We start from the raw sequence: 25,506 nt of genomic DNA on the forward strand, positions 1-25,506 counted from the left end.
GCCGCGCGTGCGGCGGCTCGTGTCAAGGGTGGTGGTGGCTCCGCGCTGCCCGGCCTCCTCGCCGAGCGGATCGACCCCACGTTCCTCGCGCACGCCCTGGCGGGGGTGGAGGACGTCGTCGTCGTCACCGGCACCAACGGCAAGACGACCACCACGCGCATGCTCGCCGCCATCCTGCGCGCGCACGGCCGGGCGGTGTTCAGCAACCCCACGGGCAGCAACTTCACCCGCGGCGTCATCAGCTCGATGCTCGGTGAGATCGGGATCTCGGGTCGGCTGCGGGCCGACGTGGCGGTGCTCGAACTCGACGAGGCGCACGCCCTGCACTTCGCGCGCGTCGTCGCTCCCACGCACGCGCTGCTGCTCAACGTGGCCCGCGATCAGCTCGACCGGTTCGCCGAGATCGACCACACCGCAGACCTCTTGCGTCGCTTGGGCGTCCAGGCCACGCGCGGCGTGGTCATCAACCGCGACGACCCGTTCGTCGCTCGCCACGCCGACGAGATGAGCGCGCCGGTCACCTACTTCGGCCTGCACGCCTCCATCGCGGACCGGCTGCCCGAACTGCAGGAGGACGACGTCCGCGGCGCCGTGGCCGACCCGCCGCCCGCCACCGGCGCCGACGGGCTGCTCAACCCCGACCCCGACCCCGACCAGCCCGGCCGGTTCTCCGTGGAGTTCGGCGCCGGCCCGCACGTCGGGCCCGTCGAGCTGCGGCAGCGCGGACTGGCCGCCATGATCAACGCGACCGCCGCGGCGACCACCGCACGCACGATCCTGCGTGAGGACTTCGACCCCGCCGCGGCCACCCGGGCACTGGCCCAGGTCGCCCCGCCGTTCGGCCGGGGTGAGGTGATCGACCTCGGCGACGGCCGCACCCTCGAACTCGTGCTCGTCAAGAACCCCGCGGGGTTCACCGTCGCCCTCGGCACCTACGGCGGGCACCCGGCCGCCACGATGATCGCCATCAACGACAACACCGCCGACGGCCGCGACGTCAGCTGGCTCTACGACGTGTCCTTCTCCTCCCTGCGCGAGCGGGGGTGTCGATCACCAGCGGCATCCGCGCCTACGACATGGCCCTGCGCCTGGAGTACGACGGGGTGAGCACCGACGCCGTCGTCATCGACCTCGACGAGGCACTCGACGCCTTCCTCGACCGGCACCCCGGTGAGCCGCTTCGCCTGTTCTGCACCTACACGGCGATGATGCACCTGCGGCGGGTGCTCGCCGCGCGGTACGGCCTGGAGGAATTCGGGGCGGAGGGCAAGTGAGCGGGAACGGAATCGGCGACGACAAGGGCAATGCCGAAGACACAGCCGAAGACATGGCCGGCGATGCGCACGACGCGGAGCACGACGGCGCCCGGATGATCGACGTCCCCCTCGACGACCCGACCGGCGCGGGCCCGGCCACCGGGCACCGCAAGGGGCGGATCCGCATCGTCCACCTCTACCCCCGCGAGATGAGCATCTACGGCGACCGCGGCAACACCCGCGCCCTCGCCATGCGCGCCCGCCGCCACGGCTACGACGCCGAGGTGCACGAACATCACCCCGGCGGAACGCTGCCCGAGGGCATCCACCTCGTCGTCGGCGGCGGCGGCCAGGACTCCGGGCAGGACCGGGTGCGGGAGGATCTCGAGCGGATCGGTCCGATGCTCACGGCCCTCGCCGACGACGGCACGCCGATGCTCATGATCTGCGGGATGTACCAGCTCTTCGGCCACGACTTCCGGACCACCTCCGGCCGGGTCATCCCCGGCCTGGGCATCCTCGACGTGACGACGAAGGGCAACGACGTCCGCATGATCGGCCCGGTGTTGCTGCGCACCGATCTCGGCGACATCGTCGGGTACGAGAACCACTCCGGCTCCACCGAACGCGGTTCGGGCCAGGCGCCGCTCGGCATCCTCGGCTACGGCAAGGGCAACAACGGCAAGGACGGCACCGAGGGCGCGGTGCGCGACCACGTCTACGGCTCCTACCTGCACGGCCCGGTGCTGCCCGCCAACCCGGCGTTCATCGACCGCCTGCTCGGCGTGGCGCTCGACCGCGTCTCGGGCAAGGGGTTCGAGCCCGCCGAGATCGACGACACGCTCGCCGACCAGGCGCGCCGGCGTCAGGTCGACCGGTTGCTCACGGCCGCGGCCAAGGGCCGTGAGGTCTGAGCCGCGCGCCGGCGTCTGCGGATCAGCCCGACGACGCCGAACAGGACGCACAGGCCGCCGATGCCGAACATCCACTGGGCCGGGTCGAGGTCGACGGTGTAGCCGGTCAGCCGGGTCACCGCCACGAACGCCGCGACGAGCAGGGCGGCGATGCCGGTGAGGAGTTGGAACCCGCGCACTCCGCGCCGCCGCTCGGTCGCCGTGGCGCCGGTCGCCACATCGCTGTGCGTCGGGTCGGTCTCGGTCACGTCCCGGTGGGCGTAGGGGTTGGTGGGGTCGGGATGCACGGTGCTCATGGCGTGGCCCTTTCGATGGCCGGGGCGTGGGTGTCGGTGAGGCGGACGGTGATCTCGCCCACGCCGGCGTCGAGTTCGATGTCGTAGGCGTGGTGGCCGGTGCCGATGTCGATCGGCGTGGTGACGTCGTTGCCGACGGCGATCTCCCGGTCGTGGCCGTTCTCGACGACGTGGACGGCACCCAACCCCAGCTGTGTCGTCACCGACGTCCGGGCGTTGGCGGGGAGTCTGATCTCCAGGTCACCGACCCCGTGCGACACCCGGACCCGATGCGTCTCCGCCCCGACCGGCACCGCCGTGAGGTCGAGGACATGCGTGCCGATCCCGCCGTCGTACACGGTCTCCAGCGCCGCGACGCTGGTCGGCCGCCACACCGTGTCGCCGACGGACGTCGTTCCAGCACCCATGCTGGCCAGCAGGCTGATCGCGAGGGCCCACGCCGACAGGGTCACGAGGGGCGGCCGGTGGCGCGTGATCGCGGTGACGATCAGGACGAGCCCGAGCACGGCCAGCGAACCGGCCATCGGCACCATCCACTGCTGCTCGCCCTCGACGGGGATGAGGTCGAGACCCACGTAGGCGAGGATCGCGAGCCCCGCGGCGATGAGGGTGACCAGCCAGGACGAGGGGTCGCGGCGGCGAGCGACGCGGGCGGGCGCGGAGGTCGGGGGCTTTGTCGGGATCGGCTGCGGGGCCCACCCGCTGGGATGCGGCCGGACGTCCTGAGGCTCCCCGAGCAGCGGGTTGACCAGCGGGGGAGTGCGGTCCTCGGGTCGGTCGAAGGTGAGCGCGTCAGGGCTCGAAGTCGTCACGGGGGCGGCCGTCGGCGTGTTCACCGGCGTGGCCGACGTGGTCGTGTCCGGCGCACTGGTCGTCGCGACCTCACCGGCCGTCGTCGGGTCCGCAGCCGTCGAGGACTCGGGCTGCGTGTGCGGCGAGGTGAGCACCGTGCCCGGTGCGCTCCGGCTCCTGACGAGCAACCACACGATGCCGGCGACGGCGACGAGGCCGAGGAACGACAGCCCCGTCTTGTCGCCGTCGGGAGTGAGGGTGCCGACGACCGCGATGATCGTGAACACCATGAGCGTGATGGCGATCCTGTCGCCGCCGCGCACCGCGCGGTCGAGAGCGACCGTGTCGTCCTCGGCCGGCAGCAGCAGCCAGCACATCAGATACACCGGGATCCCGATGCCGCCGAACAGCGAGAGCAGCAGAAACCCGACCCGGAACAGGACGGGATCCACGCCGTAGCGCGCCGCGAGGCCGACACACACCCCGGCGACCCACCGACGCTCCGAGCGCCGGCGGATACCGGTGCTCAGGCTCTGCCGGACGAACCTGTCCAGCGCGTTCTCAGCCATGACGACTCCTTCGCGGACCCTGCGCCGCTGTTGTCTGCGGCGCCCTCGCCGTGGTGGGCGGGCGCCTACCTCGATCGTGGACGACGCAGCACCCCCGCGATATGAGGGGCGACCCTGAATCCACCCCGAATCGCTCAGGGACGACCCCGGACTATGCCGCCGGCGCGTGACGAACCGTGAGGTAGCGGGGCACGATGAGGACATGACCGCGCCACCGAGCACCGAGCTGCCGCGCCTCGTCCGAGGCGACGGGCACGTGGCCGGCGTGTGCCAGGGGGTCGCCACACACCTGGACGTCCCGGCTCGCCTGGTGCGCTGGATCTTCGTGGCGATGACGGTGGCCGGCGGTCTCGGCGTCGCGGCCTACGGGCTGCTCTGGGTGATGACGCCCCGGGGTGAGGCGGGCCGTGAGCTCGTCGGAGGCGACTCCTTCGCCGGGCTGTCCCGTCCGTCGACGCTGCTGCTGGTGGGCGGAGTGCTGCTCGCCGGCGGCGCGATCTGGGTCAGCGGCGCGGTGGCGGGGGATGGACCTTCACGATCGAGAACCTGCTGCCGTTCCTCGCGGTCGGCGCCGGTGCCGTGCTGGCCTGGTCCCAGCTCGACCACTCCCGAGGGCGGCGCGAGGGCATCGTCCGCGTCGGCCTCGGGGCGCTGTTGGCGGTCACCGGGGTCGTCGTCCTCATCGCGCGTGAGCAGGGCGTGCGCATCCTCTGGGACGTCATGTTCGCCACGCTCGCCGTGCTCGGGGGCTCGCCCTCGTCCTCGGCCCCTGGATCATGCGGTTCTGGCAGCGTTACCAGATCGAGCAGACGACCCGCATCCGCGAGACCGAACGCGCCGACATCGCGGCGCACCTGCACGACTCCGTGCTGCAGACCCTCGCGCTCATCCAACGCACCGACGACCCCACCCGCATCACGCAACTCGCCCGTGCGCAGGAACGTGAGCTGCGGTCGTGGTTGTACGGCGCCCCGACGCAGAGCGTCGACACGCTCGCCGCGGCGGCAGCGGCCGTGACGCACGAGATCGAGGACCTCCACGGGGTGCCGGTCGACCTCGTCCTCACCGGTGACCGCCCGCTGGACGAGGCCGGTCAGGCGCTCGTGGCCGCGATGCGGGAGGCGCTGGCCAACGCCGTGCGCCACGGGTCTCCGCCGGTGTCGGCGTACATCGAGGTCGGGCCGCGCCTGGTCGAGGCGTTCATCCGCGACCACGGGCCGGGATTCGACCTCGACGCGGTGCCGGAGGACCGTCTCGGCGTGCGGGAGTCGCTGTTCGGGCGGATGGAACGACACGGCGGGTCGGCGCGTATCCGGTGCCTGGAGGTCGGAACCGAGGTCAGCCTCTCCCTGCCCGTCCGCGATCCACAGCCTGAGACAGTAGGCGACGACGACACAGCACCGCCTGAGCCACTGTCCGAGACCTCAGGTGCTGTGTCAGGTGAAGGGAGAGGGTGACGATGAGCGTTGCTGGTTCGGGTTCTTCGGGTGCTGGTTCGGGTTCGGGTGGGGCGATCCGGCTCGTGCTCGTGGACGACCACCGCATGTTCCGCACGGGCGTGAAGAGTGAGCTCGCCGAGTTCGCCGGCGCTGGACTCGAGATCGTCGGGGAGGCGGCGGGCGTCGAGGAGGCCGTCAAGGTCGTCACGCAGACCCGTCCCGACGTCGTCCTGCTCGACGTGCACCTGCCCGGTGGTCAGGGCCGCGGTGGCACCGACGTGCTCCTGGAGTGCAAGGGCGTCATGGCCGACCCCGAACGGCCGGTGCGCTTCCTGGCGTTGTCGGTCTCCGACGCCGCCGACGACGTCATCGCCGTCATCCGCGCGGGTGCCCGCGGGTACGTCACCAAGACCATCTCCCCGAACGACCTCGTCGCCGCCATCCGCCGGGTCGCCGACGGCGACGCCGTGTTCAGCCCGAGGCTCGCCGGATTCGTCCTCGACGCGTTCGGCGCGGCCGCCGGTGAGGTCGCCGAGGTCGACGAGGAACTCGACCGGCTGTCCGCGCGCGAGCGGGAGGTCATGCGCCTCATCGCCCGCGGCTACCAGTACAAGGAGGTCGCCAAGGAGCTCTTCATCTCGGTGAAGACCGTGGAGACCCACGTGAGCAGCGTGCTCCGCAAGCTGCAGCTCAGCTCGCGTCACGAACTCACGGCGTGGGCGATGCACCGACACCTGCTCTGAGGCACGCTCAGCGCGGCTCGTCGACGACCTCGATCCGCACGACGTCCTCGGGTGTCGACCCGTCGGGCCGGCGCACGACGTAGTGATCCCCGGGGATGTCGAGCACGAGTCCCCGCGGGCTCTCCCGCACGACACCGGTGAGGGCCGCCGAGCAGTCGTAGATCAGCCGCACATGGTCGCCGGGTCGCACGTCGGAGGCGCTCGTCGGTCTCTCCGCCATGGCCCCTCACCCCCTGTCGACGGTCGCCCTTCCTATCGGCGCGGAGGCGCCGGGCCTGGGCCGAGTGTGCCGACCATGACCACCGAGCATGAGCAGCGCACCGATTCGGGATCACCGCGCCGGTTTCCGTAGGGTGGGGCCATGGATACTGCTCTCGTCGCTCTCGGATGGGCCCACTGGGGTGGGCTCGCGCTTCTTGTCGTCGGATATGTGATGAGCCTCGCGTCGGGGGTGATCCACCCGATCATGGTCTGGGGTGCGCGTCTGCAGTTGCTGCTGGGCCTGGCCATCGTCGCCGGCGGTGAGATGGCCGGCTGGTCGATGAACCACATGTGGGTCGGCGTCAAGCTCATCGTGGCCCTGGCCGTCGTCGCGCTGTGCGAGATCGCGAGCTCCAAGGCCAAGAAGGGCGAGAACAAGCCCCTGTTCATGCACCTCGCGGCCGCGCTCGTCGTCGCCAACACCCTGTACGCGCTGTTCGGCCTCTGACGCGGGGGCGCACAGCACACCGCGCGAGAACGGAACCGGCACCACCCTGGAGAAGAGGGCGGTGCCGGTTCGTCGTGCTGGACGGCCGGCAGGTGGCTCACGAGCCGTGCGCGGTGGACGAGTCCGCACGAGCCTGCCGATCGCGGTGACCGCGGTGGATTCCGACGTCACGCGTCCGAAGACGGAACGCGCTTATCGCGCGATCACCTCACATGTCCGAGAGTTCTTCACTATCGGATCACCTCCCTTCCTGTGTCCCTCGACGGTAGGGCGGCAGGGCGCACGACCGCAACGCTTTTTTCTCTCCTCGGACAGGAGGCCAGGGGTGAGACAGCACCGTAGGCGCCACGGTCTCGACGACGCCTGCTGTCCGAGCGTGGTCCACCCTCCGGGCTAGGCGAGGGTTGTCGGAGGTACGTCCTAGACTCGGCGGCGAGATGAGCCTCTTCGACGACCTCCCCGATTTCGACGTCCCCGCACCCACCGAGCAGGGCCCACGCCGCGCCTCTCCCGCGCGTGAGGCCGACCCGCCCGGCGGCGATGTCGACGCCTCCGGGGTGCCGATGTGGGCCGTGCGGGGTGCGGCGGCCCCCGACCGTCCCCGCGGTGGTCGTGGCGGTCGCGGGGGCGCCGGGCCGCAGGTCGACGTCGAGGCGCTGCTCGCCGGGCTCAACCCCCAGCAGCGCGAGGCGGTCGTGCACGAGGGCGCGCCGCTGCTCATCGTCGCCGGCGCCGGGTCGGGCAAGACCCGCGTGCTCACGCACCGCATCGCCTATCTCCTGGCCGAACGGCACGTCAACCCCGGTCAGATCCTCGCCATCACGTTCACCAACAAGGCCGCGGCCGAGATGCGCGAGCGGGTCGAGTCGCTGGTCGGACCCAAGGCCCGCGCCATGTGGGTGAGCACCTTCCACAGCGCGTGCGTGCGCATCCTGCGCAAGGAGGCCTCGCGGGTCGGCCTCAAGAGCAGCTTCTCGATCTACGACGCGGCCGACTCCCAGCGGCTCATGGCGATGGTCATGCGCGACCTCGACCTCGACGCCAAGCGCTACCCCCGCGGTCGTTCTCCACGCAGGTGAGCAACCTCAAGAACGAACTCGTCGACGAGGAGGAGTTCGCCTCCCGCGCGAATGCGGAGGGCGCCGGCCCCGCGGACTCCATCCTGGCCGAGGCCTACACGATGTACCAGCGGCGGCTGCGCGAGGCGAACGCCATGGACTTCGACGACCTCATCATGACGACGGTCAACATCCTCCAGGCCTTCCCCGACGTCGCCGAGTACTACCGCCGCCGGTTCCGTCACGTGCTCGTCGACGAGTACCAGGACACCAACCACGCCCAGTACGTCCTGGTCCGCGAACTGGCCGCGCCGGTCGAGGTCGGGCCGAACGAACACCCGGTGGCGCCGGGCGAACTCGTCGTCGTCGGTGACGCCGACCAGTCGATCTACGCGTTTCGGGGCGCGACGATCCGCAACATCGTCGAGTTCGAGCAGGACTACCCGCAGGCGCGCACCATCCTGCTCGAGCAGAACTACCGCAGCACGAACACCATCCTCAAGGCCGCCAACGCCGTCATCGCCAAGAACTCCGAGCGGCGACCCAAGCGGCTGTGGACCGACGCGGGCGACGGCGCGAAGGCGATCGGGTACGTCGCCGACTCCGAGCACGACGAGGCCGCGTTCGTCGCGAGGCGCATCGACCAGCTCTCCGACGAGCACGGGGTCCGCCCCGGCGATGTCGCGGTCTTCTACCGCACCAACGCGATGAGCCGCGCGCTGGAGGAGGTGCTGGTCCGCGTGGGGTTGCCCTACAAGATCGTGGGCGGCACCCGCTTCTACGAGCGTCGCGAGGTCAAGGACGCGCTGGCCTACCTGCGCGTCATCGCCAACCCCACCGACACGGTCAACCTCCGCCGCATCGTCAACGTGCCCAAGCGGGGCATCGGTGACCGGGCCCAGGCGTGCGTCTCGTTGCTGGCCGAGCGGGAGCGCATCTCGTTCGTGCAGGCCCTGGCCATGGCCGAGGAGGCCCCGGGCATCGCGACGCGGTCGGTCAAGGCCATCGGCACGTTCACCGCGTTGCTCGAATCGCTGCGTGAGGTCCACGACTCGGGCGCGGGCGTGGGTGACCTGCTCGAAGCGGTGCTGCACCAGAGTGGCTACATCGACGAACTGCGCGAGAGCAGAGACCCCCAGGACGAGACCCGCCTCGACAACCTCGCCGAACTCGTGGGCGTGGCACGGGAGTTCGACGAGCAGGCCGCCAACGACGGCAACGAGTCCGTCGCCTCCCTCGACGACTTCCTCGAGCGCGTCTCGCTGGTCGCCGACGCCGACGAGGTGCCCGACGAGGCGGTGGCCGACGGCGCACACGCCGCGGCCGACCAGGGCGTCGTCACCCTCATGACCCTGCACACCGCCAAGGGCCTGGAGTTCCCCGTCGTGTTCCTCGTGGGGCTCGAGGACGGCACGTTCCCGCACGCCCGCTCCCTCTTCGACACCGACGAACTGGAGGAGGAACGCCGCCTGGCCTACGTCGGCATCACCCGGGCCCGCGAACGCCTGCACCTCTCGCGCGCCGTCGTGCGCTCGGCGTGGGGTCAGCCGCAGTACAACCCGCCGTCGAGGTTCCTCGGCGAGATCCCCGAGGAGCTCATCGACTGGGAGCGCACCGACGCCTCGCTCACCGGGTCCTCGGCGGTCACGACCCGCAGGGCGCCGGGAGTGGCCACCCTCTCGGCGCGTTCGGGGCCGACGCAGCCGGGCAGGCGCCAGATCCCGTCGCTCAAGGCGGGGGACCGGGTCAACCACGACTCCTTCGGTCTGGGCAAGGTCGTGCGCGTCGAGGGTGAGGGCGACCGCACCATGGCGCACGTCGACTTCGGCGGCGACGCGGTCAAGCGACTACTGCTGCGGTACGCCCCGCTCGAGAAGCTCTGAGCTGGAGCGGTTCTGCGCGCCGGGCCGGCGCGCCGGCGCGAGGAGAGGGTCGAGAAGCGCCCGTCACTTCGTCGCGTCGACGGGGACGACGCCGCGATCGGTCAGCCAGGGCATCGGGTCGATGGGCGCGCCCTTCGGGGTGCGCACCTCGAAGTGCAGGTGCGGTCCGGTGGAGCGGCCGGTGTTGCCCAGGGCGGCGATGATCTGGGCCGGTTCGACCTCGTCGCCGACCTCGACCCGGATCTTCTGCAGATGTCCGTAGCGGGAGAACGACCCGTCCTCGTGCTCGACCTCCACGAGGTTGCCGTAGCCGGGTTGGACCTCGGCCACCGTGACCGTGCCGCCGGCCACGGCCCGGATCGACAGGCCCACGGGCCCGGCGTAGTCGACTCCCGCGTGCAAGCGGCCCCAGCGTTGGCCGAACGGCGAGGTCATGTGGGCGCCTTCGACCGGTCGGGCGAACCCGGGCCTGGCGCCGAGCATGGCCCGGTCGGCTGCGCGTGAGGCGCGTGCCTCGGCCTCGAGACGGGCCCGCATGGCCGGTCCTACGCGCACTCCGGCGCCGGCCGAGACCGCTGCCGCAGCTCGTCCGGATGCCGAGACGTTCGGTGAGGCGGCGGCGGCCGCGGCCGGTGTCTCCGGGATCGTGAGACCGGGCAGCGACGCGGCAGGAAGGGCGTCCGCCGGGAAGCGGAGGCGGGCGAGCTCGTCGGCCTCGGCCTGCGCGGCCGCCTGGTCCTGGACGGCCTGCTGCTGGGCGGCGGCGACCTCGGCCTGGTGCGGAGCGTTGAGCATGGGCAGAGACATCGCCTGCAGGGCCGGAACGTCCTCGGGGGCAGCGGTGCCGGCCCACATCGAGGCGCTGATCAGGGCGATCGCGGTGAGAGCTCCGCCGCGTCGTGCCCATCGATGCCGCCGCGTCCGTGCGCCGGGGCGCAGGGGGAGGGCCTCACCGGGACGTCGTGTCCCCAGGAGTTCTGACTTCGATGTCGGCATGGGACCTCGCACGGATCCGGTTCAGGGGCGGTAACGAAACACACTATGCATGGTCACGGGGCGGTAAAGAAATCGTATCGAACGAGCGTCTTGAACGAGTGTGAAGAGAACGACACGTGTCTTCCTCGCCCCGCGGACCTCTCCTTCTGCACCTTCTGCGTCCACCCGGCGCCTCCTCGGGTCCCCACCTCGCGGTGGTGCCGCCAGACCCCCTCGGTCGGGCGCCGGGACTTCGGTCCTTCTTCTCAAGCCGCCTTCTCACATGGGGTCCGCGCTGCGGGCTAGGCTGACGTCATGAGTGAATCTCCGTTGCGCATCGTGGTGGCCAAGCCCGGACTCGACGGGCACGACCGTGGTGCCAAGGTCATCGCGCGGGCGTTGCGTGACGCCGGGATGGAGGTCATCTACACCGGCCTCCACCAGACCCCCGAGCAGATCGTCGAGGCCTCGATCCAGGAAGACGCGGACGCGGTCGGGCTCTCGGTGCTCTCCGGTGCGCACATGACCTTGTTCGCCAAGACGATCGAACTCCTCAAGGAGCGCGAGGCCGCCGACATCACCGTCTTCGGTGGCGGCATCATCCCGGAGGACGACATCCCCGAGCTCACCCGGTTGGGTGTCTCGAAGGTCTTCACCCCGGGCGCGACGACGACCGAGATCGTCGACTGGGTCAAGTCCAACGTCACACCTGCCTGACGCGTCGCACTGCACACCGCCCCGCGGTGTGATCGTCATCGCATCCACGTCGGTGCAGTGAGGTGAACGGGCGGCCCGGTGGGCCGCCCGGTCGGTCTTCCGCGCTCAGCGGTGTGACCTGCGTCTCGATAGGGCCGATCGTGGCCCCCGACCGTAGGACTCGATAGTTCTGCGCCTCCGGCCGTCGGTAGACTCCCGCTCGGACCTCTACCATCGATGACGAGGAAGTGCCGTGGATCTTTTCGAGTATCAGGCTCGTGACATGTTCGAGAAGCACGGTGTCCCCGTGCTGGCCGGCGAGATTGCGACGACCCCGCAGGAGGCGCAGGCCGCTGCGGAGGAGATCGGCGCCCGAAGTGGTGGCGTGACGGTCGTCAAGGCCCAGGTCAAGACCGGCGGTCGTGGTAAGGCCGGTGGCGTCAAGCTCGCCAAGTCGGGCGAGGAGGCCGCGTCCCTGACCGAGCAGATCCTCGGCATGGACATCAACGGGCACACGGTGCACACGGTGATGATCGCCCAGGGCGCCAAGATCGCCGAGGAGTACTACTTCTCCCTGCTGCTCGACCGCACCAACCGCAACTACCTTGCGATGTGCAGCAAGGAAGGCGGCATGGACATCGAGACCCTCGCCGTCGAGCGTCCCGAGGCGCTGGCCCGTATCGGCGTCGACCCGCTGGTCGGGATCGATGCGGCCAAGGCCGAGGAGATCGTCGAGGCGGCCGGTTTCGACGACGACGTCAAGGCCGAGGTCGCCGAGGTCCTGCAGAAGCTGTGGGTCGTCTACCGCGAGGAGGACGCCACGCTGGTCGAGGTCAACCCCCTCGTCAAGCTCGAGGACGGCGGCATCGTCGCCCTCGACGGCAAGGTGACCATCGACGACAACGCCCGCTTCCGCCAGCCGGAGCACGAGGACCTCGTCGACCAGAAGGCCGAGGACCCGCTGGAGGCCAAGGCCAAGGCGATGCACCTCAACTACGTCAAGCTCGACGGCAACGTCGGCATCATCGGTAACGGCGCCGGTCTCGTCATGAGCACCCTCGACGTCGTGGCCTACGCGGGCGAGGAGCACACCGGCGGCAAGAGCAAGCCCGCCAACTTCCTCGACATCGGTGGCGGCGCCTCCGCCAAGGTCATGGCCAACGGACTCGACGTCATCCTCGGCGACGAGCAGGTCAAGGCCGTGTTCGTCAACGTGTTCGGTGGCATCACCGCCTGTGACGCGGTCGCGGACGGCATCGTCGGCGCCCTGAAGAGCCTCGGCGACAGCGCCACCAAGCCCCTGGTCGTCCGCCTCGACGGCAACAACGTCGACGAGGGCCGCCGCATCCTGTCCGACTTCGACCACCCGCTGGTGACGATCGAGGAGACCATGGACGGCGCCGCCCGCAAGGCCGCCGAACTGGCCGCCAAGTAACCGACGACCGACGAGAAGGAAAAGACAACAGACATGGCAATCTTCCTCAATGCCGACTCCAAGGTCATCGTGCAGGGCATGACGGGCGCGGAGGGCATGAAGCACACGGCCCGCATGCTCGCGGCCGGTACCAAGATCGTCGGTGGCGTCAACCCCAAGAAGGCGGGCCAGACCGTCGACTTCCCCGAAGGCAAGCAGATTCCCGTCTTCGGCAGCGTCGGTGAGGCGATGAAGGAGACCGGGGCCGACGTCTCCGTCGTCTTCGTCCCGCCGGCTGCCGCGAAGGCGGCCGTGATCGAGGCCATCGACGCCAAGATGCCGCTCCTCGTCATCATCACCGAGGGCATCGCCATCAAGGACACGGCGGAGTTCTTCAACTACGCGAAGGGCAAGGGCAAGACCCGCATCATCGGCCCGAACTGCCCCGGCATCATCAGCCCCGGTGAGTCGAACGCGGGCATCACCCCGGCCGACGTCTCGGGACCGGGCAAGCTCGGGCTCGTCTCCAAGTCGGGCACCCTGACCTACCAGATGATGTTCGAGCTCCGCGACATCGGCTTCACCACCGGTGTGGGCATCGGTGGCGACCCCATCGCCGGAACCACGCACATCGACTGCCTCGAGGCGTTCGAGAACGACCCGGAGACGGTCGGCGTCGTGATGATCGGTGAGATCGGTGGCGAGGCCGAGGAGCGTGCGGCCGCGTGGATCAAGGAGAACATGACCAAGCCGGTCGTCGGCTACGTCGCGGGCTTCATGGCTCCCGAGGGCAAGACGATGGGCCACGCGGGCGCCATCGTCACCGGTTCGGCCGGCACGGCTCAGGCCAAGAAGGAGGCCCTCGAGGCCGCCGGTGTCAAGGTCGGCAAGACCCCGACCGAGACCGCCGAACTGATGCGCGAGATCGTCAAGGGTCTCTGACCCCAGGCTGTTCCACCGACGGCCGGATCCCGACAGGGGTCCGGCCGTCGCGGTGTTCAGGTGCTGGTGACAGGGGTGATGGCGAGGGGCATAGCCAGAGCCAGAGCCAGGAGCGGGCCCAGGGCGAGGAAGGGGCCCAGGGGGAGGGGGTGCGCCGGTCGGCGTGGCCGGTGAGGAGCAGGAGTGCGGCGGCGAGCCCGGCGAGCAGCCAGGTGATCGCGAGGCCCGCCGCGAGGACCGACCAGCCGTGCCAGGCCGATACCGCGGCCAGCGACCACGACAGCTTGACGTCGCCGAGGCCGAGACCTCTCACGGCCAGGGCGGCGACCAGGGTGAGCGCCGGCACCACGACCCCGGCCAGCAGGGCGCGTGCTCCGGCCTCGGACGTCGGTCCGTCTCCGGCGACGACGGCGAGGATGCTCAGGACCGTCGCCGCCGCACCCGCGGGGAGGGTGAGGACGTCGGGCAGCCGCTGCACGCATACGTCGACGCACGCCGCGGCCACGAGCACCGCCGCGAACGCCAGGTGGGTGAGCAGCACGACGACCGCCGGCGGAGTCGTCGGCGCAGGCAGGCTGAGGGCCAGGAGCAGCCACGCGAGGGCGGTCATCACCGTCGGGACGCCCCTCGTCCTGCGCGGCGGCGGGTCACCGGGACGTCGGTACCACCCGCGGGCATGACGACGCTCGACGACGAACCCCACCCCGAGCCCCAGCGCGAAGAGCGCGAGCCCGAGTCCCGCCCCCGCGGTCAGAAGTGGGGAGGTCGGGAACACCACGGCGATCACCTGTGCGGCGCTGCCGGACGGGTCGTGGATCATGGGGCACCGACCCCTTTCGGTGACGTGGCGGTGATCCGAAGCCTCACCCGCTCGCCCGCCGATGTGTGGCGGTCGTCCACAGACCCCGCGCGGCGTGGGAACCCCGCGCGCGCCTTCGCCCGGGAGACGATGAACCCCTGATGCGTGACACCCTGATGCGTGTGCGAGACCTCGATTCCCCCTCGTCCCAGGAGGAGGACGTCCTCCCCGTCTGGCTGATCGCCGGTGGGTCGGGCGCCGGTGCGGCGTCGGCGTCGGCGACGATGCTCGTCGTCCTCGCGGTGCTCGGCTGGTTGACCGGCGCGGGCGGTTCGGAGTCGGCGGGTGTGACGGTCGCGGCCGGACTCGCCGGCTGGGCCTTCGCCCACGGCGCCCCGCTTCGGCTCGACCAGGGCAGCGTCGGCCTCATCCCGTGGTTGCTGGCCCACTGGCCGCTGCTGTGCGCGTGGTGGTCGGCGCAACGCGTCGTCCCCGATCCGGAGGCCACCTCGCCGCGATTGCGGGGGTTCGGTGGTGTGCGCCGCGACGTCGCGGTGGCCGGGGCCGCCTTCGTCGCCGGGTACGCCCTGGTCGCAGCGCTCCTGGCGGTCGGCGCTCACCTCGGCGGCGCTCGGCCCTCGATCGCCTTCACCGCGTTCGGGGCGCTCCTGCTCGCCGCGCTCGCGTACCTCCTCGCGCTGCTGCCCACCTACCGCGGACACCTCGACGCGCTCGCGCCGAGGGTCGCGTGGGCCTGGCGGGAGTACGTCCCGCAGTGGGTCGCGGCCGCGATCCGGCCGGCGCTGCGGGCCACGCTGCTGACCCTCGCCCTGGGGGCGTTGACGGTCATCGTCGCGGTCGCCGTCGCGTTCCCGTCGGTCACCGCCGTGTACGCCAGGATCGGCGGCGGGGTCGTCGGCGCGACCCTGCTCACCCTCGCCCAGCTCGCCTACCTGCCCACCCTGTCGCTGTGGGGCGCCTCCTGGCTCGCGGGTCCCGGTTTCACCCTCGGCGGGGGGACGTCGGTGTCGTGGGGCGCCTCGGAGCCGGGGATCATCCCGCTCATCCCGGTGCTGGCCGCCGCGCCGCCTCCCGGACCGATGCCCGCCTGGACCCCGATCGTCGTGGCCGGCCCGGTGCTCGTCGGCATCCTCCTCGGCGTGTGGTGCGCCCGTCGGGCCGACGGCACGTGGATCGGTCGCGCCAGGCTCACGGGAGCCGCGGTCGCGCTCTACGGCATCGTCATGCTGGTGGTGGCCGTCGCCGCGTCGGGGTCCGTCGGTGGGGGCCGGTTCGCCCACGTCGGTGTCGACGCCGTGCTGACGGCCCTCAGCCTCACCGGGGAGGTCGGGCTCGCTGCGTTCGTCGTGGTGGGTCTCGCGGGACTCCGCCTGCGGCGCACCGGGGCAGGGGCGCGTGATCGCTCCGAACCCGCAGCGTCGCCGACGACCACGACGTCGACGACCACGACGTCGCCTACGTCCACGAAGAAGGCCGTGCCGAAGAAGAGCGAGCCGAACAAGGCCGGGCCGAAGAAGAACGCGCCGAAGAAGCCTGAGAAGAAGAACGCGCCGAAGAAGAGCGAGGACGAGACTCCCGGCAGACGTCTCCGTCCTCGGCGCAGCAAGCCGCCCCAGGACGACTGATCCGCGCCACCCTCCGGTGTGCGCGCGGTGACCTGCCGGATCGTTAGCCTGTGCTCATGCAGCGCACCCCCGTCGTGGTCCTCGTCTCCGGTGGCGGAACCAACCTCCAGGCCCTGATCGAGGCAGCGTCCGACCCGGCCTGCGGTTTTCGCATCGTCGGTGTGGGGGCGGATCGTCACGGGATCGAGGGGTTGCGGCGGGCCGAGGGCGCGGGCATCCCGACGTTCGTCGTCGCGGTCGGCGATCACCCGGATCGCGAGGCCTGGGACGTGGCGCTCACCGAGGCGGTGGCGGGTTTCGAGCCCGAGCTGGTCGTCTCCGCCGGGTTCATGAAGATCCTCGGCGAGCACTTCCTCGCCCGCTTCTCCGGCCGGGTCGTCAACACCCATCCCGCCCTGCTGCCGAGTTTCCCCGGGGCGCATGGAGTCCGCGACGCCCTCGCCCACGGCGTCCGGGTCACCGGGTGCACCGCCCACCTCGTCGACGGCGGTGTCGACACCGGCCCGATCATCGATCAGCGGGCGGTCCTCGTGCGCGAGGACGACACCGAGGACACCCTCCACGAGCGCATCAAGGTCGAGGAGCGGGAGATGCTGGTCGACCTCGTCGAGGCCATGAGCGCCCACGGCTGGCGGGTGGACGGACGCGTCGTACGCGTGGGCGCAGGCTCCCCGGGCGGCCGAGCCTAGGGGCCGGGCCGGCACACGCCCACGGGTAGGCTGAGCGCACACGAGTGGCGCGGGTGGGACACCACCGGGGAGTGACTTCGTCGGCATCGCCCGCCTGGGTGCCGAAGCACAAGACCTCTACCCACTTCGATCTACTTCGACCGACTTCGACCAGGAGCGCGCGCATGCCCGAGTCCACCCCCGTCACCGCCCTCGACGACAGCGACGGCCGACGGCCGGTCCGGCGGGCGCTGGTGTCCGTCTACGACAAGTCCGGCCTCGAGAGCCTCGTCCGTGGCCTGCACGAGGCCGGGGTGCAGCTCGTCTCGACCGGCGGGTCGGCGGCGGCGATCGAGGGTCTCGGCCTGCCCGTCACCCGGGTGGAGGAGCTGACCGGGTTCCCCGAGTGCCTCGAGGGCCGGGTCAAGACGCTGCACCCGCGGGTGCACGCCGGGATCCTCGCCGACACCCGCAAACCCGACCACCTCGAACAGCTCGAGCAGTTGGGTGTCGAGGCGTTCGAGCTCGTCGCGGTCAACCTCTACCCCTTCACCGACACGGTCGCCTCGGGCGCCGACGTCGACGCGTGCGTCGAGCAGATCGACATCGGGGGTCCCTCCATGGTCCGCGCCGCGGCCAAGAACCACCCGAGCGTGGCGGTGCTCACGTCCCCGGCCCAGTACGAGGACGCTCTCGAGGCGGTGCGCTCCGGCGGCTTCACCTACGCGGCCCGGGCGAGGCTGGCGGCTCAGGCGTTCGCCCACACCGCCGAGTACGACGTCGCCGTGGCGACGTGGATGGCGCAGCAGTTCGACACGGCCGGTCCGGGGGAGGCGGGTGGCCACTTCCCCGAGTTCGTCGGTGCGGCCTACCAGCGCGCCTCGGTGCTGCGCTACGGCGAGAACCCTCACCAGGCCGCGGCCCTCTACGTCGGCGGTCCGGCCGGGTTGGCGCAGGCCGAGCAGCTGCACGGCAAGGCCATGAGCTACAACAACTACGTCGACGGCGATGCCGCGCTGCGGGCCGCGTACGACCACGGCGACGTCCCGACGGTCGCGATCGTCAAGCACGCCAACCCCTGCGGGATCGCCGTGGGTGCGCGGGGTCAGGACGTCGCGGAGGTCCACGCCCGCGCCCACGCCTGCGACCCCGTCAGCGCGTTCGGGGGGATCATCGCGACGAACACCGAGGTCAGCGAGGCCATGGCGCAGCAGGTGAAGGACATCTTCACCGAGGTCGTCATCGCTCCCTCGTTCGCCCCGGCCGCCCTGGAGATCCTCACCGCGAAGAAGAACCTGCGCCTGCTCACCTGCGGTGCTCCGCCGCGGGACTCCTGGGAGACCCGCCCGATCTCCGGCGGACTGCTCGTGCAGGAGCGCGACCTCATCGACGCCGAGATCGACCGCGCCGAGGACGCCGCGTCCCCGACGCAGGGCTACGGCGACGACCCGAGCCGCTGGACCCTCGTCGCCGGTAGCGCGGCGGACGAGGCGACGCTGGCCGACCTCGCCTTCGCCTGGCGGGCCGTGCGGGCGACGAAGTCGAACGCGATCCTCCTGGCGCGCGACGGTGCGTCGGTGGGCATCGGGATGGGCCAGGTCAACCGGGTCGACTCCTGTCACCTGGCCGTCAACCGTGCCGGCGCGGAGCGGGCCCGTGGTGCCGTGGCGTCCTCCGACGCCTTCTTCCCCTTCGCCGACGGCCTGCAGGTGCTCCTCGACGCCGGTGTCACGGCGGTCGTCGCCCCCGGCGGGTCCGTGCGCGACGGCGAGGTGATCGAAGCGGCGACGGCGGCGGGAGTCAGCCTGTACTTCACGGGAACCCGTCATTTCGCGCACTGAGTCGTCCGCGGGCAGCTCCTCCCTCGTGGTCCTCGCGGGTGTCGCGGCGTTCACCGCCGGGGCGCTCACGGCGTTCCAGTCCCGGGCGAACGCGATGCTCGCGACGACGTTCCAGTCGGCCATCGACGCCGCGCTGTGGTCGTTCCTCAGCGGGTGGATCCTGCTGAGCCTCGGCCTGTTCCACCCGAAGGCCCGTGCCGGGCTACGTCGGGCGCGACAGGCCTACCGCGACCGGCACCTGGCGTGGTGGCAGTTCTTCGGCGGCCTGGGCGGCGGGTTCTTCGTCGCGGCCCAGGTGTGGAGCGTGCCGCAGATCGGCGTCGCCATGTTCACCATGGCGCTGGTCGGCGGTCAGACGACGAACGCCCTGCTCGTGGACGGTGTCGGACTCGGGCCGGCAGGTCGGGTGCCGGTTTCGGTGACGCGGGTCGTGGCGGCCCTGGGCACCTTCATCGGTGTCGGGGTGGCGATGGCCGGTCGTGGGGGACTCGGGGTCCACGGCGTGCCCGTCGCGGCGGTCCTGTTCGCCGTCGCCGCGGGCGCCGGGCTGGCCGTCCAGCAGGCGGTCAACGGCCGGGTCAACCGGCACTCGGGCAGTGTCGCGGCGACGACATGGGTCAACTTCACCTGGGGCAGTGGGCTGCTCCTCGGCATCCTCCTCACCCAGGTCGTTCGTGGCACCTGGTCGGCCCCCGTGAGTCTGGACGCGCCGGTCTGGGCCTGGACGGGCGGGATGGTGGGCATCGTGTTCGTCGCCGTCGGTGCGGTCGTCGTCCATCATCTCGGCGTCCTGCTCGCCGCCCTGCTGACGCTGTCCGGGCAGCTCATCGGTGCCGTCGTCGTCGATCTCGTCTCGCCGGGGCCGGCGGCGCACGTCGACGGGATCGTCCTCGCGGGCGTCGCGCTCACCCTGGCCTCCGCGGTGGGTGCGGCCGTGGCCGCACGGCGCGCGAGGTCAGGCGACGATCGGGCCGTGAACCTGGACGCGACGAGGTGCAGACAGGGAGCAGAATCGGGCGAGTGAGTATCCCTGTGGTCGAGGCCGTGAGCCGTGATGAGGTGCACCGCTTCTCGAAGACACCCGTCGAGTCGATCCTCCTGGTCGCCGGACTCGGCGTCGCGGGCGATGCCCACGCAGGAACCCTCGTCCAGCACCGATCCCGGGTACGGCGCGACCCGAACCAGCTCAACCTCCGGCAGGTACACCTCATCCACGCCGAGCTCTTCGACGAGGCCCGTTCACGGGGATACGAGCTCAGGCCAGGAGATCTCGGCGAGAACATCCTGACCTCCGGAGTGAACCTGGTGGGACTCCCCGTCGACACGACGCTGACGATCGGGGACGCCGTCATCCGCCTCACCGGGCTGCGCAACCCGTGCGCGCAGATCAACGAGTTCCGACCGGGGCTGCTCAAGGTCGTCCTGGAGAAGCCGGACGGCTCCCCCAGGACGAGCCTGCTCCGTCGACCGCGTCCGCGGAGATCAGATCCGTGCGGCTGGTCCGCAAGGCCGGCGTGATGGGTGTCGTCGAGCGTGGTGGAACAGTTCGCGCCGGCCAGTCGATCAGGGTGGCGCTGCCCGAGCACCCTCACGCACCGCTGGAGCCGGTCTAGGTCTGCCGAACGATGCGTCGGCGAACGATGTCCGCATCGATCGACGCCGCCGATGGAGATTGGCCGACGCTGATAGACAGGATGTCTTAAAAAGGCTGGCTAAACCACTAGTCATCGAACACGTATTCGGATAAAATCAGGGGTATGACAAGCCGCCCCGCACCTCCCGAGATGACGCTGGATGCAGCCGTCGCGCTCATGGAGCAGGGGCGGCTGGATGCGGTCCTCGATGCCGTGCGGGAGCACGTGGTGCGGCTCGGTGATGGGCAGGTCGGTGCACTGGCGTCGGCGGCGTTGAAGGTGCGGGCGCTGGCCGAAGGGTTGGCGTTCGCGTTGACGGCCGAGGCCGACTCCCGCGGCGTCATCGCTACTGCGCCGGCGGCGCTTCCGCGCGACCGCTGGGTCACGCCCGCGACATGATCGTGTCCCAATACGGCCTCCCGGCAGAGTTTCAGGACGACTGCGACGAGCGGGCGATGCATCGACAGGTCACCGCATTCCGGCGCACCCGTGACGGGATGTACGCCGCGCGGATCGAGCTGGATCCCGCCTCGCACGCCGTCGTCGAAGCCGCGCTCACCGCCCTGTCTGCGCCGACCCCTGCCCAGGATGGGCTCGCCGACCTGCGCACCCCCGGGCAGCGGCGAGCTGATGCCGTCATCGAGATGTGCTCGGTGGTGGCGACCGACCCCGATCTGTTGTCGCGCAGTGAGCACACCCCGGACAAGGCGCCCACCGGACGCTCTGCACGGGCGCGGGTGGTGATCACGATGCCGTGGACGTGGCTGATCGAACAGACCGGTCACGGCCGGACCGGGTTCGAGCAGCCCGTCGCTCCCGGTGACGTGCGCCGGATGGCGTGCGACGCCCAGATCATCCCGATGGTCCTCGGGAGCGCGAGTCAGCCCTTGGATGTGGGACGCGCGTCGCGCCTGGCCACCCCCGCTCAGCGAGCCGCCCTCGCCCAGCGGGACAAGGGCTGCACCTTCCCCGGCTGCGATCGGCCACCGAGTTGGTGCGAAGCCCATCACCTGAATCCGTGGGAGACCGGTGGCCACACCGACCTCGACGAACTCGCCCTGCTCTGCTGCCGACATCACACCGTCGTCCACCGCGACGGACTCGTCGGCACCGTGGAAGGACCACCGGGCGAACGCGGATCGCGGGTCGTGTGGCGACCACCCGCGCACAGCCGCGCTGCCCCCGCAGCCTGAGCCCCGTCCCATGTGTCGACCCCTGTCCGACCTGATTCGCCGGTGACGGTGCGCAGGCCGCCGGGTCGCAGGCCTCGGCGACTCAAGATTCCGGCCCGCGACCTGATGACGGTCTGAGGCGCCTATGCGGCTCGGCGCAGGCGCTGCTGCAAGCGCTGAGCGCTCGCTGCCGCGCGGCCGAGATCGAGGCTCAGATGACCGTGGTCGATCCATCAGGAGCACCGATCGCCCTGAGTGCGAACCCGGCTCAGGACGGTGAGCCGATGGCCTTGAGGGCGTCCACGAGCACGGCGTCGTCAGGGTTCTTGCCGACCCCGTAGGCGTTGAGCAGCACGACGGAGGCGCCCGTGCGGCGGACCGCGACGTCCTGCACGACCTCGGCCGTCGTGGGACTGGACGTGCCGGTTGCGCTGCCGGGCACGGGGATCCGCACGCGTTGACGCCAGGCCACGACCCCGGCGGGTGCGCCGGCCAGGGAGAGCTTCTCGACCGTGAAGGTGCTCTGGCCGCCGTCGCCGTCCTTGGCGGTGTAGGTCGTGCAGTCGGGGATCTTCGAGGCCAGGGCCTTGGTGACCGTGGCGGCGGTGTCGTCGGCGTACACCCGCACGTGCTGTTCGAGGTAGGGGCCCGCGGCGGAGGCCTGCCAGTTCTGCTGGGCGCCGTCGACCGGATCGCTCGGTTCGAGATCGACCCCGCACACCGTCATCCGGTAGCCGCGGGTGTCGCGTGCGGGGGTGGCGGTCCACCCGGTCGGCAGCGCCGAGGTGGGGACGAGCAGGGGCGTCGCGCTGCCGTTGCCACCGGGCAGCCGGGCGACGCTGTCGGCGGGGGAGGTGCTCGCCCCGCCGGTCGGTGAGGGCTCGCTGGGTGGCGTGTCGGTGGGGGCTGCCTGCGTCGGTGTGCCGTCCGTCGGCGACGGCGTCGCACCCGGCGTTCCGGCCTCCGGTGAGAGCGCGGGTGTGGTCAGCGGTGCGGTCGGCGGAAGCCCGAGGCCGGCGCAGCCCGAGAGCGCCGTCATGGCCAGGAGGCCTGCGGCGACAGCGGATCGGCGGCGACAGCTCATCCTTCGCAGGATAGGGAGCGGGGCGGGGTGGGGCGAGACGCCTGGGATACGTCGGCGGCGGTCACGCCCTCGTGGGAGGTCGGCTGCCGTGGCCGCAGGGGTCGGTCCTGGGCTCGTCGAGCACCCGGCCGGGCGTGTTTGCCCATGCGTCCGCCGCACCGGCGCCGGGGGTGGAAGGATGGAGCGGTGACTGCGATACCTCTCGACGGCAAGGCGACCCTCGCCCAGATCAAGACCGAGCTGAAGGCCCGTGTGGCAGAACTCGCGGAGAAGGGCATCACGCCCGGTCTCGCGACGGTGCTGGTCGGCGACGACCCCGCCTCCTCGTGGTACGTCGGCGCCAAGCACAAGGACTGCGCCGAGATCGGTATCACCAGCATCCGCCGCGACCTGCCGGCGTCCTCCACCCAGGCCGAGGTCGAGGCCGTCATCGACGACCTCAACGCCGACCCGGCCTGCACCGGCTACATCGTGCAGCAGCCCACGGGGCTCGACGAGTTCGCGCTCCTGTCCCGCATCGACCCCGACAAGGACGTCGACGGACTGCACCCGTTCAACCTCGGCTGCCTCGTGATGAACCGCCCGGCCCCGCTGCCGTGCACGCCGGTCGGCGTGGTCGAACTGCTGCGCCGTTTCGAGGTGCCGATCGCCGGGGCGCACGTCGTCGTGGTCGGTCGTGGACTCACCGTGGGCCGGCCGCTGGGGCTGCTGCTCACCCGCAAGTCGGAGAACGCCACGGTCACCCTGTGCCACACCGGAACCCGTGACCTCGCCTCTCATGTCTCGGACGCCGACATCGTCGTCGCCGCCGCAGGGGTGCCCGACATCATCACCAAGGACATGGTCAAGCCCGGCGCGGCCGTGCTCGACGTGGGCGTCTCCCGCCGCGACGGCAAGGTCGCCGGTGACGTCTCCCGCGACGTCGCCGAGGTGGCGGGCTGGCTCACGCCCAACCCCGGCGGGGTCGGGCCGATGACGCGGGCGATGCTCCTGCAGAATGTCGTCGAGACGGCCGAGCGTCAGGTTCAGGGCTGAGTTCCGCGATGAGCAGCACCTCCTCCCCACCCGCGGCGTCCACCGCCCGGCCCCTGGTCCGGCTGGGCGTGGGGTGGTGGGCCTGGGCGGTGCTGGTCCTCGGCGGTCTGGTGGTCTTCGCCGTCGGCGGCGGCATCCTCGCCGGTGGGCTGGTCATGGCCGCGGGGTTCGCGGTGGCGGCGGTTCTGCGGGCGGTGCTTCCGGCGGACAAGGCGGGGGGTCTGCACATCCGGGGCCGTCGGATCGATGTCCTGCTGCACGGACTCATGGCGGTGGCCGTGGTCCTCGCCGCCGTGCTCGTTCATCTGCGCGAGGCGACCTGAACCTCGGGCCATTCCCGTGGGTAGGGGTGGCGCATCGTGGCCGGGTCGACCTCGGTGTGCGGGGCCGCGGCGTGCAGGCGGCCGTCGCGCTGCACGATCGCCCCGGCGGACTCCATGCCTGAGAGGAGTTCCTGCGCGAACTCCTCGGCGTCGCGGCGGAGCAGCCTCGCGGCGTCGGTGAGCCAGGCACGGTCGATGAGGTACTGCTCGATCTCCGCGGACGGGATGCCCCCGCGGATCATCAACGCGTAGGCGAGGATCCGTCGCGCGCCGTACCAGAGCGCGCCGTCGGGGTCGTCGACGAGGCGCTGGGCGCGGGTCAGGGCTTTGGCGACGGCGCGCTGGGGATCGACCAGGATCGGACCGTGCGCGGGCAGGACGACCCGCGCGGACAACTCGGCGATCCGCCAGCCGGGCAGATCGTCGGAGCTCACGTGCGCACTCCCTTTCCGAAGGCCGACGGTGAACCTCTGGGCAGGCTATCCGCCCCACCGGGATCGAGGCCGTCGACGACGCAGGGCCCCTCCCGATCGGGGAGAGGCCCTGCGTCCGGGGGCGTGGATCGTGCGTCCGACGATCCGTGCCGGGATCAGATCAGGCCGAGGTCCTTGACCGCGTCGCGCTCCTCCTGGAGCTCCTTGACCGAGGCGTCGATCTTGCCGCGCGAGAAGTCGTCGATCTCCAGACCCTGGACGATCTCCCACTCACCGTTCTTGGTGGTGACGGGGAAGGAGCTGATGAGGCCTTCCGGCACGTCGTAGGAGCCGTCCGAGGCCACGGCCATGGAGATCCAGTCACCCTGGGCCGAGCCCTTCAGCCAGTCGCGGGCGGCGTCGATCGTGGCGCTCGCGGCCGAGGCCGCCGAGCTGGCACCGCGGGCCTCGATGATGGCGGCGCCGCGCTTGGCGACGGTCGGGATGAACGTGTTCTCCAGCCACTCCTGGTCGCCCACGGCCTCGGCGGCGTTACGGCCACCGACCTCGGCGTGGAACAGGTCGGGGTACTGCGTGGCGGAGTGGTTGCCCCAGATCGTCATCTTGGTGATCTCGGTGACCGGCACGCCGAGCTTGGTGGCCAGCTGGGAGATCGCCCGGTTGTGGTCGAGGCGGGTGAGGGCGGAGAAGCGCTCACGGGGGATGTCGGGGGCGTTGCTCATGGCGATGAGCGCGTTGGTGTTGGCCGGGTTGCCGGTCACGCCGATGCGGATGTCGTCGGCGGCGTGGTCGTTGAGGGCCTTGCCCTGGCCGGTGAAGATCGCCCCGTTGGCCGAGAGCAGGTCGCCGCGCTCCATGCCCTTGGTGCGGGGGCGGGCGCCGACGAGCAGGGCCAGGTTGGCGCCGTCGAAGATGACGTTCGGGTCGGAGCCGATCTCGACACCCGCGAGCGTGGGGAAGGCGCAGTCGTCGAGCTCCATGACGACGCCTTCGAGCGCCTTGAGCGCCGGCTCGATCTCGAGCAGCCGGAGCTGGACCGGGGTGTCCGGGCCGAGCAGTGCACCGCTGGCGATGCGGAAGAGGAGGCTGTAGCCGATCTGACCGGCGGCACCGGTGACGGCGACCTTGACGGGGGAGTTGCTCACGTGACGACCCTTCCAACAGGGAACAGATGTGTTTTCGAC

The 25,506-nt window shown here is 71.1% G+C and carries 24 protein-coding genes and 3 pseudogenes; 19 read left to right on the forward strand and 8 right to left on the reverse strand.

Annotation, left to right across the window (positions count from 1 at the left end):
• The first annotated feature begins 159 nt into the window (after positions 1–159).
• Both QQK49_RS02750 and QQK49_RS02755 read left to right on the forward strand, forming a co-directional pair.
• Positions 160–1,274, forward strand: a pseudogene (locus QQK49_RS02750) (MurT ligase domain-containing protein).
• Entirely contained in the window at positions 1,271–2,170 is a 900-nt protein-coding gene (locus QQK49_RS02755; RefSeq protein ID WP_284302581.1) for a type 1 glutamine amidotransferase, read from the forward strand. Before QQK49_RS02750 ends, QQK49_RS02755 begins: the two are co-directional and overlap by 4 nt.
• Here the strand turns inward: QQK49_RS02755 and QQK49_RS02760 are convergent.
• Together QQK49_RS02760 and QQK49_RS02765 are read right to left on the reverse strand one after the other, a co-directional pair.
• Positions 2,122–2,466: a hypothetical protein gene (locus QQK49_RS02760; protein ID WP_284302582.1), complete on the reverse strand. Its 345-nt coding sequence runs from the start codon at positions 2,464–2,466 to the stop codon at positions 2,122–2,124. The genes QQK49_RS02755 and QQK49_RS02760 overlap by 49 nt on opposite strands.
• Positions 2,463–3,827 (reverse strand): PspC domain-containing protein, encoded by a 1,365-nt coding sequence (locus tag QQK49_RS02765; protein ID WP_284302583.1) that lies wholly within the window; start codon positions 3,825–3,827, stop codon positions 2,463–2,465. The genes QQK49_RS02760 and QQK49_RS02765 overlap by 4 nt, the downstream gene beginning before the upstream one ends.
• 202 nt (positions 3,828–4,029) lie before the next feature.
• Here QQK49_RS02765 and QQK49_RS23125 point away from each other — a divergent pair.
• From QQK49_RS23125 to QQK49_RS02775, 3 genes and pseudogenes are all read left to right on the forward strand, one after another.
• Positions 4,030–4,161, forward strand: a pseudogene (locus QQK49_RS23125) (PspC domain-containing protein); the annotation flags it as partial.
• A 442-nt stretch (positions 4,162–4,603) separates the two neighbouring features.
• On the forward strand, positions 4,604–5,284 hold the full coding sequence (locus tag QQK49_RS02770) for a sensor histidine kinase (RefSeq protein WP_284302584.1): 681 nt from the start codon (positions 4,604–4,606) through the stop codon (positions 5,282–5,284).
• A gap of 2 nt (positions 5,285–5,286) precedes the next feature.
• The gene (locus QQK49_RS02775; protein WP_284302585.1) at positions 5,287–6,009 is read left to right on the forward strand and encodes a LuxR C-terminal-related transcriptional regulator; all 723 of its coding nucleotides are present in this window, start codon (positions 5,287–5,289) and stop codon (positions 6,007–6,009) included.
• Positions 6,010–6,016: 7 nt separating this feature from the next.
• Here QQK49_RS02775 and QQK49_RS02780 read toward each other — a convergent pair whose 3' ends face one another.
• On the reverse strand, positions 6,017–6,229 hold the full coding sequence (locus QQK49_RS02780; RefSeq protein ID WP_284302586.1) for a hypothetical protein: 213 nt from the start codon (positions 6,227–6,229) through the stop codon (positions 6,017–6,019).
• A gap of 141 nt (positions 6,230–6,370) precedes the next feature.
• On the opposite strand from QQK49_RS02780, the gene QQK49_RS02785 reads away from it, so the two are divergent.
• The gene (locus QQK49_RS02785) at positions 6,371–6,718 is read left to right on the forward strand and encodes a hypothetical protein (RefSeq protein ID WP_284302587.1); all 348 of its coding nucleotides are present in this window, start codon (positions 6,371–6,373) and stop codon (positions 6,716–6,718) included.
• Between the two features lie 437 nt (positions 6,719–7,155).
• A pseudogene (pcrA, locus tag QQK49_RS02790) lies at positions 7,156–9,659 on the forward strand (DNA helicase PcrA).
• Positions 9,660–9,722: 63 nt separating this feature from the next.
• On the opposite strand, the gene QQK49_RS02795 reads toward pcrA, so the two are convergent.
• A complete protein-coding gene (locus QQK49_RS02795; protein ID WP_284302589.1) occupies positions 9,723–10,655 on the reverse strand; it encodes a M23 family metallopeptidase in 933 nt (310 codons plus the stop codon).
• Positions 10,656–10,949: 294 nt separating this feature from the next.
• Here QQK49_RS02795 and icmB point away from each other — a divergent pair, with 294 nt between their 5' ends.
• From icmB to sucD, 3 genes are all read left to right on the forward strand, one after another.
• Positions 10,950–11,351, forward strand: coding sequence for a coenzyme B12-dependent isobutyryl CoA mutase small subunit (gene icmB, locus QQK49_RS02800; protein WP_284302590.1), 402 nt, complete (start codon positions 10,950–10,952; stop codon positions 11,349–11,351).
• 232 nt (positions 11,352–11,583) lie between these two features.
• On the forward strand, positions 11,584–12,765 hold the full coding sequence (gene sucC, locus QQK49_RS02805) for an ADP-forming succinate--CoA ligase subunit beta (protein ID WP_284302591.1): 1,182 nt from the start codon (positions 11,584–11,586) through the stop codon (positions 12,763–12,765).
• Positions 12,766–12,798: 33 nt separating this feature from the next.
• Positions 12,799–13,686, forward strand: a complete 888-nt coding sequence (sucD, locus tag QQK49_RS02810; protein WP_284302592.1) for a succinate--CoA ligase subunit alpha — start codon at positions 12,799–12,801, stop codon at positions 13,684–13,686.
• Here the strand turns inward: sucD and QQK49_RS02815 are convergent.
• Positions 13,673–14,506, reverse strand: a complete 834-nt coding sequence (locus tag QQK49_RS02815; protein ID WP_284302594.1) for a prepilin peptidase — start codon at positions 14,504–14,506, stop codon at positions 13,673–13,675. The two genes, sucD and QQK49_RS02815, sit on opposite strands and share 14 nt — an antisense overlap.
• Before the next feature lie 140 nt (positions 14,507–14,646).
• Here QQK49_RS02815 and QQK49_RS02820 point away from each other — a divergent pair, with 140 nt between their 5' ends.
• From QQK49_RS02820 to QQK49_RS02850, 7 genes are all read left to right on the forward strand, one after another.
• A complete protein-coding gene (locus tag QQK49_RS02820; RefSeq protein ID WP_284302595.1) occupies positions 14,647–16,131 on the forward strand; it encodes a cell division protein PerM in 1,485 nt (494 codons plus the stop codon).
• 56 nt (positions 16,132–16,187) lie between these two features.
• A complete protein-coding gene (gene purN, locus QQK49_RS02825; RefSeq protein ID WP_284302596.1) occupies positions 16,188–16,820 on the forward strand; it encodes a phosphoribosylglycinamide formyltransferase in 633 nt (210 codons plus the stop codon).
• Positions 16,821–16,984: 164 nt separating this feature from the next.
• The gene (purH, locus tag QQK49_RS02830) at positions 16,985–18,640 is read left to right on the forward strand and encodes a bifunctional phosphoribosylaminoimidazolecarboxamide formyltransferase/IMP cyclohydrolase (protein WP_284302597.1); all 1,656 of its coding nucleotides are present in this window, start codon (positions 16,985–16,987) and stop codon (positions 18,638–18,640) included.
• Positions 18,641–18,665: 25 nt separating this feature from the next.
• Positions 18,666–19,664, forward strand: coding sequence for a DMT family transporter (locus QQK49_RS02835; RefSeq protein ID WP_284302598.1), 999 nt, complete (start codon positions 18,666–18,668; stop codon positions 19,662–19,664).
• The gene (locus tag QQK49_RS02840; RefSeq protein WP_431310506.1) at positions 19,661–20,158 is read left to right on the forward strand and encodes an MOSC domain-containing protein; all 498 of its coding nucleotides are present in this window, start codon (positions 19,661–19,663) and stop codon (positions 20,156–20,158) included. The genes QQK49_RS02835 and QQK49_RS02840 overlap by 4 nt, the downstream gene beginning before the upstream one ends.
• A gap of 239 nt (positions 20,159–20,397) precedes the next feature.
• Positions 20,398–20,673 (forward strand): hypothetical protein, encoded by a 276-nt coding sequence (locus QQK49_RS02845; protein WP_284302599.1) that lies wholly within the window; start codon positions 20,398–20,400, stop codon positions 20,671–20,673.
• Between the two features lie 56 nt (positions 20,674–20,729).
• Positions 20,730–21,467, forward strand: coding sequence for an HNH endonuclease signature motif containing protein (locus QQK49_RS02850; protein ID WP_284302600.1), 738 nt, complete (start codon positions 20,730–20,732; stop codon positions 21,465–21,467).
• Between the two features lie 247 nt (positions 21,468–21,714).
• On the opposite strand, the gene QQK49_RS02855 is transcribed toward QQK49_RS02850, so the two are convergent.
• Complete coding sequence (locus QQK49_RS02855; RefSeq protein WP_284302601.1) at positions 21,715–22,530, reverse strand: hypothetical protein; 816 nt, start codon at positions 22,528–22,530, stop codon at positions 21,715–21,717.
• A 186-nt stretch (positions 22,531–22,716) separates the two neighbouring features.
• On the opposite strand from QQK49_RS02855, the gene QQK49_RS02860 reads away from it, so the two are divergent.
• Positions 22,717–23,565 (forward strand): bifunctional methylenetetrahydrofolate dehydrogenase/methenyltetrahydrofolate cyclohydrolase, encoded by an 849-nt coding sequence (locus tag QQK49_RS02860; RefSeq protein ID WP_284302602.1) that lies wholly within the window; start codon positions 22,717–22,719, stop codon positions 23,563–23,565.
• Positions 23,566–23,573: 8 nt separating this feature from the next.
• Entirely contained in the window at positions 23,574–23,888 is a 315-nt protein-coding gene (locus QQK49_RS02865; protein WP_284302603.1) for a DUF3017 domain-containing protein, read from the forward strand.
• Here QQK49_RS02865 and QQK49_RS02870 read toward each other — a convergent pair.
• Together QQK49_RS02870 and QQK49_RS02875 are read right to left on the reverse strand one after the other, a co-directional pair.
• Positions 23,867–24,322, reverse strand: a complete 456-nt coding sequence (locus QQK49_RS02870) for a hypothetical protein (RefSeq protein WP_284302604.1) — start codon at positions 24,320–24,322, stop codon at positions 23,867–23,869. The two genes, QQK49_RS02865 and QQK49_RS02870, sit on opposite strands and share 22 nt — an antisense overlap.
• 155 nt (positions 24,323–24,477) lie before the next feature.
• Positions 24,478–25,467, reverse strand: a complete 990-nt coding sequence (locus QQK49_RS02875) for a malate dehydrogenase (RefSeq protein ID WP_284302605.1) — start codon at positions 25,465–25,467, stop codon at positions 24,478–24,480.
• Positions 25,468–25,506: the final 39 nt, after the last annotated feature.

It is taken from the genome of Mobilicoccus caccae (assembly GCF_030161635.1).
Classification (GTDB): domain Bacteria; phylum Actinomycetota; class Actinomycetes; order Actinomycetales; family Dermatophilaceae; genus Mobilicoccus; species Mobilicoccus caccae.

Bases quoted from the DNA above. Each gene is read 5' to 3' on its own strand.
- QQK49_RS02795 (WP_284302589.1), bottom strand. From the start codon at position 10,655: ATGCCGACATCGAAGTCAGAACTCCTGGGGACACGACGTCCCGGTGAG.
- purH (WP_284302597.1), top strand. From the start codon at position 16,985: ATGCCCGAGTCCACCCCCGTCACCGCCCTCGACGACAGCGACGGCCGA.
- QQK49_RS02820 (WP_284302595.1), top strand. From the start codon at position 14,647: ATGCGTGACACCCTGATGCGTGTGCGAGACCTCGATTCCCCCTCGTCC.
- QQK49_RS02855 (WP_284302601.1), bottom strand. From the start codon at position 22,530: ATGAGCTGTCGCCGCCGATCCGCTGTCGCCGCAGGCCTCCTGGCCATG.
- QQK49_RS02815 (WP_284302594.1), bottom strand. From the start codon at position 14,506: ATGATCCACGACCCGTCCGGCAGCGCCGCACAGGTGATCGCCGTGGTG.
- purN (WP_284302596.1), top strand. From the start codon at position 16,188: ATGCAGCGCACCCCCGTCGTGGTCCTCGTCTCCGGTGGCGGAACCAAC.
- icmB (WP_284302590.1), top strand. From the start codon at position 10,950: ATGAGTGAATCTCCGTTGCGCATCGTGGTGGCCAAGCCCGGACTCGAC.
- QQK49_RS02845 (WP_284302599.1), top strand. From the start codon at position 20,398: ATGACAAGCCGCCCCGCACCTCCCGAGATGACGCTGGATGCAGCCGTC.
- sucD (WP_284302592.1), top strand. From the start codon at position 12,799: ATGGCAATCTTCCTCAATGCCGACTCCAAGGTCATCGTGCAGGGCATG.
- QQK49_RS02775 (WP_284302585.1), top strand. From the start codon at position 5,287: ATGAGCGTTGCTGGTTCGGGTTCTTCGGGTGCTGGTTCGGGTTCGGGT.
- QQK49_RS02850 (WP_284302600.1), top strand. From the start codon at position 20,730: ATGCATCGACAGGTCACCGCATTCCGGCGCACCCGTGACGGGATGTAC.
- QQK49_RS02785 (WP_284302587.1), top strand. From the start codon at position 6,371: ATGGATACTGCTCTCGTCGCTCTCGGATGGGCCCACTGGGGTGGGCTC.
- QQK49_RS02865 (WP_284302603.1), top strand. From the start codon at position 23,574: ATGAGCAGCACCTCCTCCCCACCCGCGGCGTCCACCGCCCGGCCCCTG.
- QQK49_RS02780 (WP_284302586.1), bottom strand. From the start codon at position 6,229: ATGGCGGAGAGACCGACGAGCGCCTCCGACGTGCGACCCGGCGACCAT.
- QQK49_RS02760 (WP_284302582.1), bottom strand. From the start codon at position 2,466: ATGAGCACCGTGCATCCCGACCCCACCAACCCCTACGCCCACCGGGAC.
- QQK49_RS02770 (WP_284302584.1), top strand. From the start codon at position 4,604: ATGCGGTTCTGGCAGCGTTACCAGATCGAGCAGACGACCCGCATCCGC.
- QQK49_RS02765 (WP_284302583.1), bottom strand. From the start codon at position 3,827: ATGGCTGAGAACGCGCTGGACAGGTTCGTCCGGCAGAGCCTGAGCACC.